This is a genomic window from Pseudomonas sp. 14P_5.3_Bac1 (assembly GCF_025466135.1).
GTDB lineage: Bacteria > Pseudomonadota > Gammaproteobacteria > Pseudomonadales > Pseudomonadaceae > Aquipseudomonas.
In genome coordinates this window covers 88089-102933 of record NZ_JANLOF010000007.1, presented here as the reverse complement: position 1 = coordinate 102933, position 14845 = coordinate 88089, and the positions used below count along the sequence as shown (strand labels likewise).

General features: G+C 60.2%; 13 protein-coding genes, 1 tRNA gene and 3 pseudogenes. 14 read left to right on the top strand and 3 right to left on the bottom strand.

The features are described 5' to 3' along the window. The first annotated feature begins 107 nt into the window (after window positions 1–107). The 3 genes from NTD89_RS01570 (at window position 108) to NTD89_RS01560 (ending at window position 4917) form a co-directional block, all read left to right on the top strand. Window positions 108–734, top strand: coding sequence for a response regulator transcription factor (locus tag NTD89_RS01570; RefSeq protein WP_106579958.1), 627 nt, complete (start codon window positions 108–110; stop codon window positions 732–734). A 6-nt stretch (window positions 735–740) separates the two neighbouring features. Further along, window positions 741–4370 carry a transporter substrate-binding domain-containing protein gene (locus tag NTD89_RS01565; RefSeq protein ID WP_262206225.1) on the top strand — a complete coding sequence of 1210 codons (3630 nt, stop codon included), beginning with the start codon at window positions 741–743 and terminating at the stop codon, window positions 4368–4370. Window positions 4371–4494: 124 nt separating this feature from the next. Beyond that, on the top strand, window positions 4495–4917 hold the full coding sequence (locus tag NTD89_RS01560; RefSeq protein WP_262206224.1) for a chemotaxis protein CheY: 423 nt from the start codon (window positions 4495–4497) through the stop codon (window positions 4915–4917). On the opposite strand, the gene dkgB is transcribed toward NTD89_RS01560, so the two are convergent. After that, window positions 4914–5732, bottom strand: coding sequence for a 2,5-didehydrogluconate reductase DkgB (gene dkgB / locus NTD89_RS01555; protein WP_262206223.1), 819 nt, complete (start codon window positions 5730–5732; stop codon window positions 4914–4916). The genes NTD89_RS01560 and dkgB overlap by 4 nt on opposite strands. Window positions 5733–5926: 194 nt before the next feature. Here dkgB and NTD89_RS01550 point away from each other — a divergent pair, with 194 nt between their 5' ends. From NTD89_RS01550 to NTD89_RS01535, 4 genes and pseudogenes are all read left to right on the top strand, one after another. Then, window positions 5927–6322: a carboxymuconolactone decarboxylase family protein gene (locus tag NTD89_RS01550; RefSeq protein ID WP_106579962.1), complete on the top strand. Its 396-nt coding sequence runs from the start codon at window positions 5927–5929 to the stop codon at window positions 6320–6322. Window positions 6323–6424: 102 nt separating this feature from the next. Beyond that, window positions 6425–7211 (top strand): annotated as a pseudogene (locus NTD89_RS01545) (ABC transporter substrate-binding protein); the annotation flags it as partial. Window positions 7212–7245: 34 nt separating this feature from the next. Beyond that, window positions 7246–7431, top strand: a pseudogene (locus tag NTD89_RS01540) (ABC transporter); the annotation flags it as partial. 3 nt (window positions 7432–7434) lie between these two features. After that, window positions 7435–7563 (top strand): annotated as a pseudogene (locus NTD89_RS01535) (flavodoxin family protein); the annotation flags it as partial. 234 nt (window positions 7564–7797) lie between these two features. Here NTD89_RS01535 and NTD89_RS01530 read toward each other — a convergent pair. Next, on the bottom strand, window positions 7798–8877 hold the full coding sequence (locus NTD89_RS01530) for a 3-deoxy-7-phosphoheptulonate synthase (protein ID WP_262206221.1): 1080 nt from the start codon (window positions 8875–8877) through the stop codon (window positions 7798–7800). 619 nt (window positions 8878–9496) lie between these two features. Here NTD89_RS01530 and NTD89_RS01525 point away from each other — a divergent pair. Beyond that, window positions 9497–10246 (top strand): carbon-nitrogen hydrolase family protein, encoded by a 750-nt coding sequence (locus tag NTD89_RS01525; RefSeq protein WP_262206220.1) that lies wholly within the window; start codon window positions 9497–9499, stop codon window positions 10244–10246. Further along, window positions 10247–10693, top strand: a complete 447-nt coding sequence (locus NTD89_RS01520) for a GNAT family N-acetyltransferase (RefSeq protein WP_262206219.1) — start codon at window positions 10247–10249, stop codon at window positions 10691–10693. A 34-nt stretch (window positions 10694–10727) separates the two neighbouring features. Here NTD89_RS01520 and NTD89_RS01515 read toward each other — a convergent pair whose 3' ends face one another. Beyond that, complete coding sequence (locus NTD89_RS01515; protein ID WP_106579986.1) at window positions 10728–10967, bottom strand: DNA-binding protein; 240 nt, start codon at window positions 10965–10967, stop codon at window positions 10728–10730. 81 nt (window positions 10968–11048) lie between these two features. On the opposite strand from NTD89_RS01515, the gene NTD89_RS01510 reads away from it, so the two are divergent. The 5 genes from NTD89_RS01510 to NTD89_RS01490 all read left to right on the top strand — a co-directional run bounded on the left by NTD89_RS01510 (window position 11049) and on the right by NTD89_RS01490 (window position 14764). Beyond that, on the top strand, window positions 11049–11414 hold the full coding sequence (locus tag NTD89_RS01510; RefSeq protein ID WP_145163455.1) for a helix-turn-helix domain-containing protein: 366 nt from the start codon (window positions 11049–11051) through the stop codon (window positions 11412–11414). A 151-nt stretch (window positions 11415–11565) separates the two neighbouring features. Continuing rightward, window positions 11566–12207, top strand: a complete 642-nt coding sequence (gene uvrY, locus NTD89_RS01505; protein WP_003190387.1) for a UvrY/SirA/GacA family response regulator transcription factor — start codon at window positions 11566–11568, stop codon at window positions 12205–12207. Between the two features lies 1 nt (window position 12208). Continuing rightward, window positions 12209–14032: an excinuclease ABC subunit UvrC gene (gene uvrC, locus NTD89_RS01500; RefSeq protein ID WP_145163457.1), complete on the top strand. Its 1824-nt coding sequence runs from the start codon at window positions 12209–12211 to the stop codon at window positions 14030–14032. A 32-nt stretch (window positions 14033–14064) separates the two neighbouring features. After that, window positions 14065–14625 carry a CDP-diacylglycerol--glycerol-3-phosphate 3-phosphatidyltransferase gene (pgsA, locus tag NTD89_RS01495; RefSeq protein WP_003232771.1) on the top strand — a complete coding sequence of 187 codons (561 nt, stop codon included), beginning with the start codon at window positions 14065–14067 and terminating at the stop codon, window positions 14623–14625. A gap of 63 nt (window positions 14626–14688) precedes the next feature. Continuing rightward, a tRNA-Gly gene (locus NTD89_RS01490) sits at window positions 14689–14764 on the top strand. Window positions 14765–14845: the final 81 nt, after the last annotated feature.

Genomic DNA, 14845 nt, shown 5'->3' with positions numbered 1-14845 from the left:
GTTATTGTCCTGAGTAGGTGCAGCACCGCTGGTCGGCACTGTCATTTCTCACAGGTACCTGTGTCCCGTGTGATGTGTAAGGGTACTTATCCTCTCAGGGGAGTTTTATGACTAAAGCGCTAATAGTTGATGATCATCCGTTTATCCGTAAAACCGTCCGGCATCTGCTGACGCTGGAAGGTTTCACCGAAATCGATGAAGCGGGCAACGGTGCGGACGCTGTGCAGAAGGCCAGAGAGGGGCGTCCGGCGTTGATCATTCTTGATTTGGCGATCCCGAAGCTGGGGGGGCTTGAGGTGATCAGCCGGGTCAAGGCGTTGGGCCTGCCGTGCAAGATTCTGGTACTGACCTCGTACCTGCCGGAGTTTTTTTCGGCGCGTTGCATGCGTGCCGGCGCCATGGGGTTCGTGGCCAAGACCGGTGAGCTGGATGAGCTGCAAAAGGCTATCAAAGCGGTGATGTCCAACTACAGTTGCTTCCCCAGTTTGCCGAGCAGTTCGGTGCGCCGTGACGATCTGCAGTCCACGGAGCAGGAACTGGTGCAAGCCCTGTCAGATCGCGAGTTGGCGGTGTTGCAGATGCTGGCCCTGGGCTTGGGCAATAACGAAATTGCCAATCAGATGTTACTCAGCCACAAGACCATCAGCACCTACAAGACGCGACTCAAGGAGAAGCTGCGCATGTCGTCTGTGGTCCACATGGCCAAGTTTGCACAGCGTAATCATCTGATCTGATCAGACATGATCCTTGCGCCGATGCGACGGTTCATCATCACGCTGTTGATGGGCTTGCTGCCGATGATGGCCAGTGCCCTTGATCAGCCGCAAAATCTGCGCCTGCTGGGGCACTCCAGCCTCAATGGCCACTCCGTAACGCTGGGCGAGGCTGACTGGCAGTGGTTGCGGGGGCGGCGTGTGTTGTTGATGGGGGTTTCCGCGCCCGACTACGGGCCCTTCGAACTGACCAACAACAACGACGAAATCGAAGGTATCACGGCGGACTATGCCGGGTTGCTCGCCCAGGCGCTGAACATCAGCGTTGAGGTGCGGCGCTACGATACCCGCGATGAAGTGCTCGAAGCCCTCAAGCAAGGCGCCATTGACCTGCTTGGGACGTCCAATGGTTTTGAGGCGGGCGACCCGCAATTGGTGCTTTCGCGTTCCTACGCCAATGACCAGCCGGTGCTGGTTACCCGCACCGGCGACAGCCAATCCTTGAGTGTCGGCCTCGCAGGCAAGCGCATCGCGATGCTCTATCACTACATGCCGCCCGACGTGGTAGAGGCTTTTTACCCCAAGGCCCACGTGGAGCTGTTTCCATCTATTTTCGAAGCCATCGGCGCCGTCGCGTTCGGTCGCGCCGATGTCTACCTGGGCGATGCCATCTCTGCCAATTACCAGATCAACCGCAACCACTTGAACAATGTGCAAATGGCGGATTTTTCCACGTTGGAATCCAATTCCTTCGCCTTTGCCGTGCTCAGGGACAACACCCGCTTGCTGCGCATCATCAACACTGCGCTGAGGGCGATCCCGGCGAACGAACAGATGGAAATATTGCGTCGTTGGAACGGTGACAACCTGGGCCTGCTCGGTGCCGAGCGGTTGCACTTGAGCACCAGTGAGCAGCGTTGGCTGGAGAAACACCCGCGGGTCAGGGTGGTGGCGTCCGAGCAGATGCTGCCGTTGGCGTCCTTTACGGCGCAAGGGCGACTGGAGGGCTTGAGTGCCGATGTTCTGTCGCGGATCAGCCTGCGTACCGGCTTGAAGTTCGATGTTGTTTCCGGCGGCTCGATGCCTCAGCAGATTGACGCGGTCAGTACAGGCCGCGCCGACATGATGGCGGTGGTGACGCCCAGTATCGAAGGCTCTGATCAGGTGCGCTTTACCCGGCCTTACCTGACCAACCCGGTGGTGCTGGTCACCCGCAATGACGACCCCGGCACGATGACCCTGGAGGACATGGTCGGCAAGCGCCTCGCGATCAGCAGTGGCAATGCCGTGCGCGACGTCATCCACCGCGATTACCCAGGGATTAACTTTGTGGCGGCGCGCAACCCCACCGAAGCCATGGCGCTGGTGGCCAGCGGGGCTGCCGAAGGGGCAGTCAACTCATTGATCAATGCGCGTTACCTGATCGCCCAGCAGTACCGCGACCGCTTGCGCGTGACCAGTACTGTCGGCGCCGAGCCGGCACGCATGACGTTCGGGGTCAATCGCGGCCAGTTGGAGTTGTACTCGATACTCGACAAAGCGTTGCTGAGTATCCCTCCGCAGGAGATGGATGAGCTGGTCAGCCAATGGCGCACGGATGTGATCATTGAGGACCATTGGTTGCGTCACCGCAGTGCGATCATTCAGGGCTTTGGCCTGGCGGCGTTGTTGCTGCTGATCACTTCCGGCTGGGCTATTTACCTGCGCAGCCTGATCCGCAAACGCGCGCAGGCGGAACGGGCCTTGAGCGACCAGATGCGTTTTATGGGTGTATTGATCGACGGCACGCCGTATCCGATTTACGTGCGCGACCGCCAGGGCCGGCTGATGGCGTGCAACAGCGCTTATCTGGACGTGTTCGGCTTCAAGTCCGACGCAGTGATCGGCAAGACGGTGATAGAAGCCGACAGCGGCAACCCTGCGCAGTCGCGGTCCTTCCATGAAGATTACCTGCGGTTGATGGAACGCGGCGAGCCGCAGATCAATGACCGGCTACTCACGTTGCCGGGTGGCAAGGTGCTGACCATTTACCACTGGATGCTGCCGTACCGCGATGGGGACGAAAACGTGGTGGGCATGATTGCCGGCTGGGTGGATGTGAGCGAACGCCAACGGCTATTGGGCCAGTTGCAGGAAGCCAAGGAAGACGCCGATGCCGCCAACCGCGCCAAGACCACGTTTCTGGCCACCATGAGCCATGAGATTCGCACGCCGATGAACGCGGTGATCGGCATGATTGAATTGGCGCTTGCCAATGCCGAGCAGGGGCGCGTCGACCGCGATGCCCTGGAGGTCGCCTCGGTTGCGTCGCGCGGCATGCTCGAGCTGATTGGCGATATTCTGGATATTTCCCGGATCGAATCCGGTCACTTGTCGCTGACCCTGGCGCCGGCCAATCTGCATGAATTGCTCACCTCGGTGGCGCGGGTGTTCGAGGGGCTGGCGCGGACCAAAGGCCTGGCGTTGCAGGTGGAACTCGACCCGCTGATTGATTATCCGGTGCTGATCGACTCCTTGCGGTTCAAGCAGGTGGTGTCCAACCTGCTGAGCAACGCGATCAAGTTCACGGCCCAGGGCCAGGTACGTCTGGGCGGGCGCAGTGCACCGGGGTCTGACACTGGCCATCTGGAACTGGTGTTGTGGGTGGAAGACACCGGCATCGGCATCAGCAGTGAAGACCAGCAGCGTCTGTTTAACCCGTTTTTCCAGGGCAGCAACACCGAACAATCAGCGCGCAGCGGCTCGGGGCTGGGGCTGGTGATCAGCCGCAGTCTGTGTGAAATGCTGGGCGGCACGCTGCAGTTGAGCAGTGCGCCCGGGCAGGGCACGCGAGTGGACATGACGTTGACGTTGGCCAGGGCCACCGCAGTGCCGGTCGAGCGTGCTGGGCCGGCGCCTGTGGTCCGGCCGGGCCGTGTATTGAGCATTTTGGTGGTGGACGACTACCCGGCCAATCGCTTGCTGCTGGCGCGCCAACTGCGCTTTCTGGGGCATCGCATCACCCTGGCCGAAGACGGTGTGCAAGGGCTTGAATGCTGGCAAGCCGAGCAACCGGATGTGGTGATCACCGATTGCAACATGCCCCTCAAGAATGGCTACGCCCTGGCGCGTGATATCCGCGCGCAGGAGCGTGCGCAAGGCTTGGTACCGTGCTTGCTGCTGGGCTTTACCGCTAACGCGCAACCGGAGGAAACCGAGCGCTGCCGACAGGCAGGCATGGATACCTGTTTGTTCAAACCTGCCGGTCTTGAGGACTTGCGCTCGGCACTGGCCGCGCTCGCGACCAGCCCTGGGGTATCTGAGGTTGAGCAGACATTTGATGTGAGCGCCCTGATCACGCTGACGGGTGACGATGACGCGGCGCTCAATGAACTGTTGATACCGTTGCTTGAAAGCCTTGAGGCAGACCGCGCGCTGCTGCCGGTGCTGCACCGCCAGTTGAATTTTCACGAGCTGCATGACCTCGCCCACCGCGCCAAGGGCGGCGCACGGCTGGTCAAGGCGCAGACGCTGATAACCTGTTGCGAAAGGCTTGAGGAGGTGTGTCAGCGCCAGGAGCGCGACGCACTGGGCATGGCGATTGAAGCGGTAAGCGAAGCCCTCGACGATCTGCATCGGCGCTTGAGCAGCTTTACGCTCGGCGCTGAGCGCGGTTGAGCGCCGTTCAGTGGATTTGGGAGAACTCCTACATGAAGGAGGAACATACCTGATTTTGTCTTCGGGATATGTCTGGAAAATGGGCCACGCTCACTGACGAGCACAGCCTGCCCAGGGGTTTGCCATGCCGAACAAAGCACTGACCATCCTGATTGCCGATGAACAGCACCTGCAGCGGCTGTACATCGAAAAAATGCTCAACCAGCTGGGGTACCACCGGATTGTTCCGGTGCAAACCCTTGAAGAAGTCCAGATTCTTACCGCCATCCCGGCCGAGCCATTCGACGTACTGATCATTAATGCGGGGTTGACCGCCCAGGCCGACGGGCCGCAGCCCCAGGTGCATCATGTACTGGTCTATGACCACCAGGACCTGGATATTCAAGGCGGTGTACCGCCGACGTTGCTGGTCCGGCTGCCGGGCATGCCGGACACCGTCAACCTCGAGCACTTCATGGACATCATCGACCCACCCGAGGCCCACCGGGGCCTGCGGGTATTGCCGTGGCTGCGGGAGTTATCCCGCACGCCGGCGGCCGGGGTTTAGTCCCACTTCGGGGCGATGCCTTTAGGGCTGGTCAGGCGATGGCCGCGCTCCAGGCCGGCGATCTGTGCCATGTCGGCAGCGCTCAAAGTGAGTTGCAGGGCCTTGAGGTTGCTGTCCAGATTGGCACGTTTGGTGGACGACGGAATCACCGCATAGCCCAATTGCATGGCCCACGCGAGGGTCACTTGCGCCGCCGTGGCTTGGTGGCGTTCGGCGATCTGCTGGATTACCGGGTCTTTGAGCACTTCGCCGTAGGCCAGGGTCATGTACGACGTAATCTGAATACCGTGGGCGGTGGCGAAATCCACCACCTTCTGGTTTTGCAGGTAGGGGTGCAGTTCGACCTGGTTGGTGGCGATGTTTTCGGCGCCCACCGCGGCAATCGCCTGCTTCATCAGGTCGATGGTGAAGTTGGAAATACCGATCTGGCGCGTCAGGCCCAGGCGCTTGGCTTCCAGCAACTGGCCCATGAATTGGGCGACGGGCACCTGGTCTTCCGGCGACGGCCAGTGGATCAGGGTCAGGTCCAGGTAGTCGGTCTTCAGTTTGCGCAGGCTTTCACGCAGGCTGGGAATCAACTGGCCTTCGGCGAAATTGGCAATCCAGATTTTGCTGGTGATGAACAGTTCGTCACGCGGCACGCCGCTGTCGGCAATGGCTTGGCCGACATCCGCTTCGTTCTCGTAGATCTGCGCGGTATCGATGACGCGGTAGCCCAGTTCCAGGCCCGTGCTCACAGAGTCGATTACCACTTGGCCTTGCAGGCGGAAGGTGCCAAGTCCGAAGGCGGGAACGTTTTGCATAGGGATAGACATCTGTAACTCCTGAAGGGGTGTGAACAGTGGAGTCGAGTATCCCCTCGACGTTCCTTCGGAAAAACCGTCGAACCCGAAAAGGACTCTTTACCAGAAGTCACGAGTCTCGCCCGCCATAAAAAATGCGGCTTCACTTGCCACAGACAGCTGCCGCACGGTATTCCAGAACACCCACTGTCAGCCCGGAACATGCCATGACCCAACACTTGACCGAATACGCCGACGCCAGCCCCGAGGTGCGCGCGGTGTATGACGACATCATGCAGACGCGCAAGGTTGACCAGGTGAATAACTTCTGGAAATGCCTGGCCGCCCACCCGCCGACCCTGCGCCGCACCTGGGAAAGCCTCAAGGAAATCATGGCCCCCGGCGCACTGGATCCGCTGACCAAGGAGTTGCTCTACGTGGCCGTCAGCGTGACCAACAATTGCCCGTATTGCATCGCCTCCCACACGGCCGCCGCGCGCAAGGCCGGTATGACTGACGCGATGTTCGGCGAGTTGCAGGCGGTGGTCGGCATGGCCAATCAAACCAACCGCCTGGCCACCGGTTATCGCGTGCCGGTCGATGAGGTATTCAAGTGGCCGTGAGATCGCTCAGCGGTCGAACCACGCCATCCACCGGCGCAAGCGGCTCAAAAGGTTGGCGGCGTAATCACCCAGATGACTCGCGTCTCTACCTTGCCCGGGTTCGGGCAAGTCGATGTGATCGATAAAGTCGACCTGAAAACCGTGGCGTTGCTCAAGCGCAACCCAGGTTTGGTTATTGAAGAAACCAAGGGCGCCCAGCACTACACCTTCCCGATGCTGTGCGACAGCAACGAATTCAACAACAACGACATTCGCATGGCCATGAAGCACGCGATCAACCGCGAAACCCTGCTGGCGTCGGTGCTGCACGGTTATGGCCTGGTGGGCAACGACCACCCTATCCAGCCGGGCAGCCGCTTTATCAACGCCGCGCTGGAGCAGCGCCGCTACGACCCGGACAAGTCGCGCTTCTACTTGCGCGAGGCCGGGGTGGAGTCGTTCAAGGTGCGCCTGCAAGCTTGCGACGCTGCTTACACCGGCGCGGTGGACGCCTCGGTACTGTTCAAGGAACAGGCGTGCCAGGCCGGTATCGACATTGACGTGGTGCGCGAGCCGGCCGACGGCTACTTCTCCAATGTGTGGATAAAGCAGCCGTTCACCACCTCGTTCTGGTACAGCAGCCTGACCGCCGACCGCATGTTCAGCATCGGCTACGCCAAAGGCGCGGCCTGGAACGAAACCCTCTGGGACAACGCGCGCTTTAACCAACTGCTCACGGCGGCCCGTGGCGAGATGAACGCGCGGCTGCGCCAAGAGATGTACAACGAAATGCAGGCCCTGTGCCGGGACGATGGCGGCGCGTTCGAACCGCCTCAGCCGCGGGCCGCTGACCGCGCCTTATGGTGAGTTGGATGGGCTGCGGCTGATCGAGCGGTGGTGGCAGGCCTAGGGATCGACCAGCCAATGAGCATCCAGTGTGGGAGCTGGCTTGCCTGTTCATCACCCACGACGTCGCCACGGTGCGCGCGATTGCCGATGAGGTGGTGATGCAGTGGGGCAGCGTGGTTGACCAGGGCAGCTGCAGCGCGATTTTTACCCCGCCTTACCAGGACTACACCGGCCTGCTGTTTTCATCGGAACCGGAAATGGACCCGGGCTGGCTCGATCATTTCAGTGACTTGTACGCCATGCAGTGGAAGCCGGTAGCGTCGGCGGCGGATTTTTCCACGCGCGAGAACCCTGACTATCTGGTGTATGCCCTGGAGCAACGGCTGGGGGTGAAGAAGCAATCGATTGCAGCGGCGGGATTTTCTGCTGGGGTATGCGCAGAGACTGCAAGGGCTGGCGAGTGAGCAGCCCTTGGTGTTTGCGAAACTGGCGCAGTTTGATGAGGCGTTGTATCCACTTTCCCGACCCAAACACCGTACAAGTGTGGGAGGGGGCTTGCCCCCGAATGCGGTCTATCAGTGCCAGGTTTTCTGACTGATCCACCGCCTTCGCAGGCAAGCCAGCTCCCACATTTTGATCTCCATGCGTCAGTCAGCTTTGTGGTGTTCCCGCAACCGCTCAGCCGCACCACGCAACAGATGCTCGGTGCCACTCCAGCCCAGGCAACCATCGGTCACTGACACGCCGTATTTCATCGACGCGCTCAACGGCTGGCAACCTTCGAACAGATGGCTTTCGAGCATCATGCCGATCAGCGAGGTGTCGCCTTGCAGGCGTTGTTCCAGCACGTCGTTGAACACTGCCGGCTGACGCAACGGGTCTTTGCCGCTGTTGGCGTGGCTGCAATCGACCATGATCCGCGCCGCGACTTTGGACTTGGCCAAATCGTGTTTTACCTGGGCCACACTTTGCGCATCGTAGTTTGGCCCACGGTGGCCGCCGCGCAGCACCAGGTGCGTGTCGGGGTTGCCTGGGGTCTGGATGATTGCCGGATGGCCCTGGCTGTCGACGCCGAAGTGGCGGTGCGGGTGTGACGCCGAGCGCATCGCGTCACAGGCAATCGCGACGCCGCCGTCGGTGCCGTTCTTGAAGCCGACCGGCATGCCCAGGCCGCTGGCCATTTCGCGGTGGATCTGCGATTCGGTAGTGCGAGCGCCAATGGCGACCCAGCTGAGCAGGTCATCGAAGTAGCCGGCGGCCATGGGTTGCAGCAGCTCGGTGGCGACCGGCAGGCCCAGGCGCAGCATTTCACGCATCAGTTCGCGCGACAGGGTCAGGCCTGCGGCCATGTCATCGCTGCCGTCCAGGTGCGGGTCGTAGGCCAGGCCTTTCCAGCCGATGGTGGTGCGCGGTTTTTCCACGTAGGCGCGGATCACCAGCAGCATCTGGTCGCTGACTTCAAGCGCGAGTTTCTTCAGATTGCGTGCGTATTCCATGGCCGATTCGGGATCGTGGATCGAGCACGGGCCGACAATCACCAGCAAACGGGCGTCTTCACCGTTGAGGATGGCGCGCACGGCTTGGCGATGGGCGTGGATCTGTTCGTTGAGGAACGGGCTGAGGGGCAACTGGTGCTTGAGTTCAAGCGAGCTGGGCAGGCGCTGGGTCAGGGCTTCATTGGCGCTGGACAGGTTGGCAACAGGCAAGGCGGCGGTGGCAGAGTTCATATTCAAGGCTTCCTGGGCAAGCGGCGGGCGATTCCCGCGCGCTCTGCCCTACTGGGGTGTTCGACAATTGGCCGTATTGGCTACGTGTGTTGGCTTGCCACCAATAGGTGACCGATCGGAGGCGGCAGGCTGTCCCGAACGGAGCTTGCTAAATCGCCATGCAGTGGATGTGTCGTAGCGGTAATAGGTGGCGTAGTTCATGTCGTGAGTCCTTTTAGTGTTCGGTGTGAAGCAAAATGAGTAAGGGCTGAAAAAACAAAACCCCCGGTCGGGGAGCCGACCGGGGGTTAGATTTCTCTGGCAGGCGACCCCTTGAGTAGTGGGCGCCGATTTCAGGTATCAGGCGCGCCAGTGGCTAAACCAATACCCAAAATAAAAGCTGACCAGTGCGCTCAAACCGTTCACGCGGGTAGCCGACACCGAGCGCGAGGCGCTGGCAGCAGGGCAAACCTGAGTGTGGGTGAGTTGCAACATGGTGTGTCTCCAAATGATGCGGGGAGCTTACTAGAGGCACGCGGGTGGATTCAATCAGTAATTTCTATCGCCTGAGGTACTTACGGCTATGGGGTGAGTATCGATATGCTGCTGACACTTAGATATTGATGGCTTGGACGCGACCATGACTGCCTTGACCCTTGCTGCTGCTCAGACCACTTCAATCGCAGGCGATGTGCCGGCCAATATCCAGCGGCACCTGGCGTTCATGCAGGCGGCGGCGGAGCACGGTGTGCAGTTGCTGGTGTTTCCAGAGCTGTCTCTGACCGGCTATGAGCCGGCGCTGGCCGCTGAACTGGCGATGGCGCCAGAGGATGCACGGCTTGCGCCACTGCGTGAAAAGGCGCAGGCGCTGCAGTTGACGGCGGTGGTGGGGATGCCGATCCGTTTGGCGCCCGAGGCGGGCGTGTTGATTGGCGCGCTGGTGTTGGCGGCGGACGGGTCGCTGGCGGTGTACACCAAGCGGCATTTGCATCCGGGTGAAGACGTGGCGTTTGTCGCAGGGCAGGGCGGGGCCGCCCTCGAATGGGCGGATGACCGTATTGCGCTGGCGGTTTGCGCAGACTTTTCCCACGCCAGCCATCCACGTGAGGCCGCGCAGGCCGGCGCCAATGTGTACGCCGCCGGCGTGTTGATCAGCGAGGGTGGCTACGCCGCGGACAGCGCGCTGCTCCAGGGTTATGCCGCCGAGCATCGCATGCTGGTGTTGATGGCCAACCATGGCGGGCCTTCAGGCGGCTGGGCCTGCGCAGGGCGCAGCGCCATCTGGGCCACGGACGGCAGCGTGCTGGCCGCCGCACCGGGCACTGGCGACGCGTTGGTGCTTGCCCGCCGCGATGGCGGCCACTGGTCTGGCCACGTGGCTGCGCTGTAAATGACGTTTCACCTGCGCGCCGCGACTGGCGATGACTTGCCATTCGCGCGGAGGCTGACCCACCAAGCCATGGGGGGTTACTACCTGCAATACGGTCTTGTGTGGTCTGACTATGGCTTTGACGTGGGCTGGGGCAGCCGCGAGAACTGGATGATCTGCAAGGGCGACGCGGTGTTGGGGTTTATCAGCCTGAGCCGTGACAACAGTGCTCTGTACATTCGCGAATTGCACTTATCCGAAAACTACCGCAAGCAGGGCGCAGGCAGCTGGGTTCTCGAGCAGATGGCGCTCAAGGCGCGCGCACAGGGGCTGGGTCTTTTACGCTTGACGGTGTTCAAAACCAATCCGGCGCGCAGGTTGTATCAGCGCCTGGGGTTGAGCATCGTTGGGGAAGAGGGTTGCTTCTGGCGCATGGAGCGCGAGTGTCCGGCTGGTCCATCGGGCTAAACAGGCACGTCTTGCCACTAGGCGCAGACTGCGGTCAGGAAACGATTTCCGGGTCGCGGTTCAGGGCTACCGGCTCATCTACGATAATTCCTTCTTTCATGCCCAACAGGACCGCCACCTTGTGGGCTTCCCCACGCCGTCCTTTTTTACGCCCGGCGAGCACTTGATAGGTTGTGGCCGGATCAACGCCGTGCTCACGGGCAAACGCTTGAACTGACTTCCCTTGATGTTCCAGCCAGGCCTTGGCTTGTGCAGCAGTGCGAATACCGGGCATAGTTCAAAACCGTTCAAGTTTGTTTAAAACGAGATGAGTGTGTCACCTCTTGGGGTGTGCCAGACAGGATCATACATCCAAATGAGTGGAATCGGTTCGCGTTTAAGACAGGAAAGAGAACGTCTTGGCCTGTCGCAGAAAGTTTTTGGTGAAATCGGCGGCGTCGAGGCAAATGCCCAAGGCAAATACGAAAGCGGCGGCCGCGCACCCAAGGCGGACTACCTGTCACGCGTGGCTCAGCGTGGTGTAGATGTTTTATATGTGCTGACGGGAAGCCCGACGCCTATGCAGCTGGAAAACCTCAGTCAGTTGGAAGAAAAAATCCTGGAAAATTACCGGGTCATGCTCAAGGAAGATCAGGACGCTATCCGCCGACTGACCTCCACACTGGCGGAACACTCCGTGTCGCAGAACGGAAAACACAAGTCGGCTCTCACGCAAAGCTGACCTTTTGCTCAGTAAAATCGGCTGTCCGGCGCAAGTCGGGCACCGATAGCGTGCGTAAACTCTATATATATGACGCTTGCAGCTAGGTCTGCGCCATGGTTTTTTGCTAAGGTGTTCAGCAACCTATAAGACCATATCGCGAGGTGTCTGCTTGATTAGGGTGCTAGTAGTCGATGACCATGATCTCGTTCGTACAGGCATTACACGAATGCTGGCTGACATCGATGGCCTGCAAGTAGTCGGTCAGGCCGAGTCAGGGGAGGAGTCCCTGATCAAGGCCCGGGAGTTGAAACCCGATGTGGTTTTGATGGACGTCAAGATGCCTGGGATCGGCGGTCTTGGTGCCACTACCAAATTGTTGCGCAGCCATCCGGACATTAAAGTCGTGGTGGTGACCGTGTGCGAGGAAGACCCTTTTCCTACACGTCTGCTACAGGCAGGCGCGGCCGGTTACCTGACCAAAGGCGCAGGCCTGGCGGAGATGGTGCAAGCCATTCGCCTGGTATTTGCCGGCCAGCGTTATATCAGCCCGCAGATTGCCCAACAGTTGGCTATCAAATCGTTCCAGCCCACCAGCGACTCGCCGTTTGATGCGCTGTCGGAGCGGGAGATCCAGATCGCCTTGATGATCGTCGGCTGCCAGAAAGTGCAGACGATTTCCGACAAGCTCTGCCTGTCGCCCAAAACCGTTAACACCTACCGCTATCGCATTTTCGAGAAGCTCGCCATCAGCAGTGATGTTGAATTGACCCTGCTCGCGGTGCGCCACGGCATGGTGGACGCCAGCGCCTGACATGACCACACCGTTTGATCCAAGTGCCTTTCTCTCAACCTGCAGTGGCCGCCCCGGCGTGTACCGCATGTTCGACAGCGAGGCGCGCCTGCTTTATGTGGGCAAAGCCAAGAACCTGAAAAACCGTCTGGCGAGCTACTTTCGCAAGACCGGCCTGGCGACGAAAACCGCTGCCCTGGTGGCGCGCATCGCCCAGGTTGAAACCACCATCACCGCCAATGAAACCGAAGCGCTGCTGCTTGAGCAGACGCTGATCAAGGAGTGGCGGCCGCCCTACAACATTCTGCTGCGCGACGATAAATCCTATCCCTACGTGTTTTTATCCGACGGCGACTTCCCGCGGCTGAGCATTCACCGCGGCGCGAAGAAGCAGAAGGGCAAGTATTTCGGGCCGTACCCCAGCGCCGGTGCAATCCGCGAAAGCCTGAGCCTGCTGCAAAAGACCTTTTTTGTGCGCCAGTGCGAAGACAGCTTCTACAAGAACCGCACACGGCCTTGCCTGCAGTACCAGATCAAGCGCTGCAAGGCGCCTTGTGTCGGCCTGGTTGATCCGGCGGAGTACGCCGAGGATGTGCGCCATTCGGTGATGTTCCTCGAAGGGCGCAGCAATGCGCTCACCGATGAGCTCTCCGGCGCCATGGAGCAGGCTGCCAGCACGCTGGATTTCGAGCGGGCCGCTGAATTGCGCGACCAGATCTCTCTGTTGCGCCGTGTTCAGGACCAGCAAAGCATGGAGGGCGGCAACGGCGACGTCGATGTGATCGCCGCGTTCGTCAACCCGGGCGGCGCCTGTGTGCATTTGATCAGCGTGCGTGGCGGGCGAGTGCTGGGCAGCAAGAACTTCTTCCCGCAAACCGGGATCGACGAGGAAGTGGCTGAGGTCATGGCCGCTTTCCTTGGTCAGTACTACGTCAGCAGCCCGGAGCGCGATCTGCCCTCGGAGTTGATCGTCAACGTGGTGCATGAAGACTTCCCCACACTGATCGAGGCCATCCACGAGCTGCGCGGCCGTGAGCTGGACATCAGCCACCGCGTGCGCGGTACCCGTGCCCGTTGGCAGCAACTGGCGGTCACAAACGCCGAGCAAGCCCTGAGTGCGCGTCTGGCCAATCGGCAACATGTGGCCGCACGCTTCGACGCCTTGGCTGAAGTGCTTAACCTGGACGAGCCGCCGCAACGGCTGGAGTGCTACGACATCAGCCACTCCAGCGGCGAAGCCACCGTGGCGTCCTGTGTGGTGTTCGGGCCGGAAGGGCCGATCAAATCCGATTACCGGCGCTACAACATCGAAGGCGTTACCGCCGGCGATGACTACGCCGCGATGCACCAGGCCCTGACGCGACGCTTCAGCAAGTTGAAGGACGGAGAGGGCAAACTGCCGGATATTCTTCTGGTGGACGGCGGCAAGGGCCAGTTGTCCATGGCCCGTGACGTGCTCAACGAACTGGCCGTACCCGACCTGATCCTGCTCGGCGTGGCCAAGGGCGCCACGCGCAAGGCCGGTTTCGAGACGTTGTACTTGAATGATGCCGCCCATGAGTTCACCTTGAAGGGCGACTCACCCGCGCTGCACCTGATTCAACAGATCCGTGACGAGGCCCACCGTTTTGCCATTACTGGCCACCGTGCCCGTCGCGGCAAAACCCGTCGAACCTCAACCCTGGAAGGGGTGGCGGGCGTTGGCCCGACACGCCGGCGCGACCTGCTTAAACATTTTGGTGGCTTGCAGGAGCTGTCCCGTGCCAGCATTGACGAAATAGCCAAAGCACCCGGTATCAGTAAAAAGCTCGCTGAGTTGATTTATGCAAACCTGCACAGCGAATAGAATGCCTTCTCACCTCGTAGCCAGTTGTGCCGATGAATATCCCTAATCTGATTACCGTTCTACGTGTCCTGCTTATTCCGATTTTCATTTTGTTGTTCTATTTGCCGTACGAATGGAGCTATGCAGCCTCCAGTTCAGTGTTTGCCTTTGCAGCCGCAACCGACTGGCTTGACGGCTACCTGGCGCGTCGCCTGGAACAGAGCACGCCCTTTGGTGCATTCCTTGATCCGGTGGCCGACAAACTGATGGTGGCCGTGGCCCTGGTCCTGTTGGTGCAGGAGCACGGCAACCTGTGGCTGACGCTGCCGGCCGCCGTGATCATCGGCCGCGAGATCGTCGTCTCGGCCCTGCGCGAATGGATGGCCGAAATCGGCGCGCGCGCCCACGTGGCGGTGTCCAACATGGGCAAATGGAAAACCGCTGCGCAAATGCTCGCGTTGGTGATCCTGCTGGCCAATCCGTCGGACTTCTCCTTCTGGGTGCTCACCGGCTACGCCTTGCTGCTGATCGCCGCGGGCCTGACGTTGTGGTCCATGCTTCAGTATTTGCGTGCTGCCTGGCCGCATCTGCGCACCACCGTTGAAAAGAAATAAAACTTTTTTGAATCAAGGGGTTGACGGGGGTTCTGGATTCTATAGAATGCACACCACCAAGACGCGGGAATAGCTCAGTTGGTAGAGCACGACCTTGCCAAGGTCGGGGTCGCGAGTTCGAGTCTCGTTTCCCGCTCCAAACACAAAGAAAAAGCCACTCTAACGAGTGGCTTTTTTTTGCCTGGGATTTACGCATACGTCGGCGCTTGGCCCGCTATTT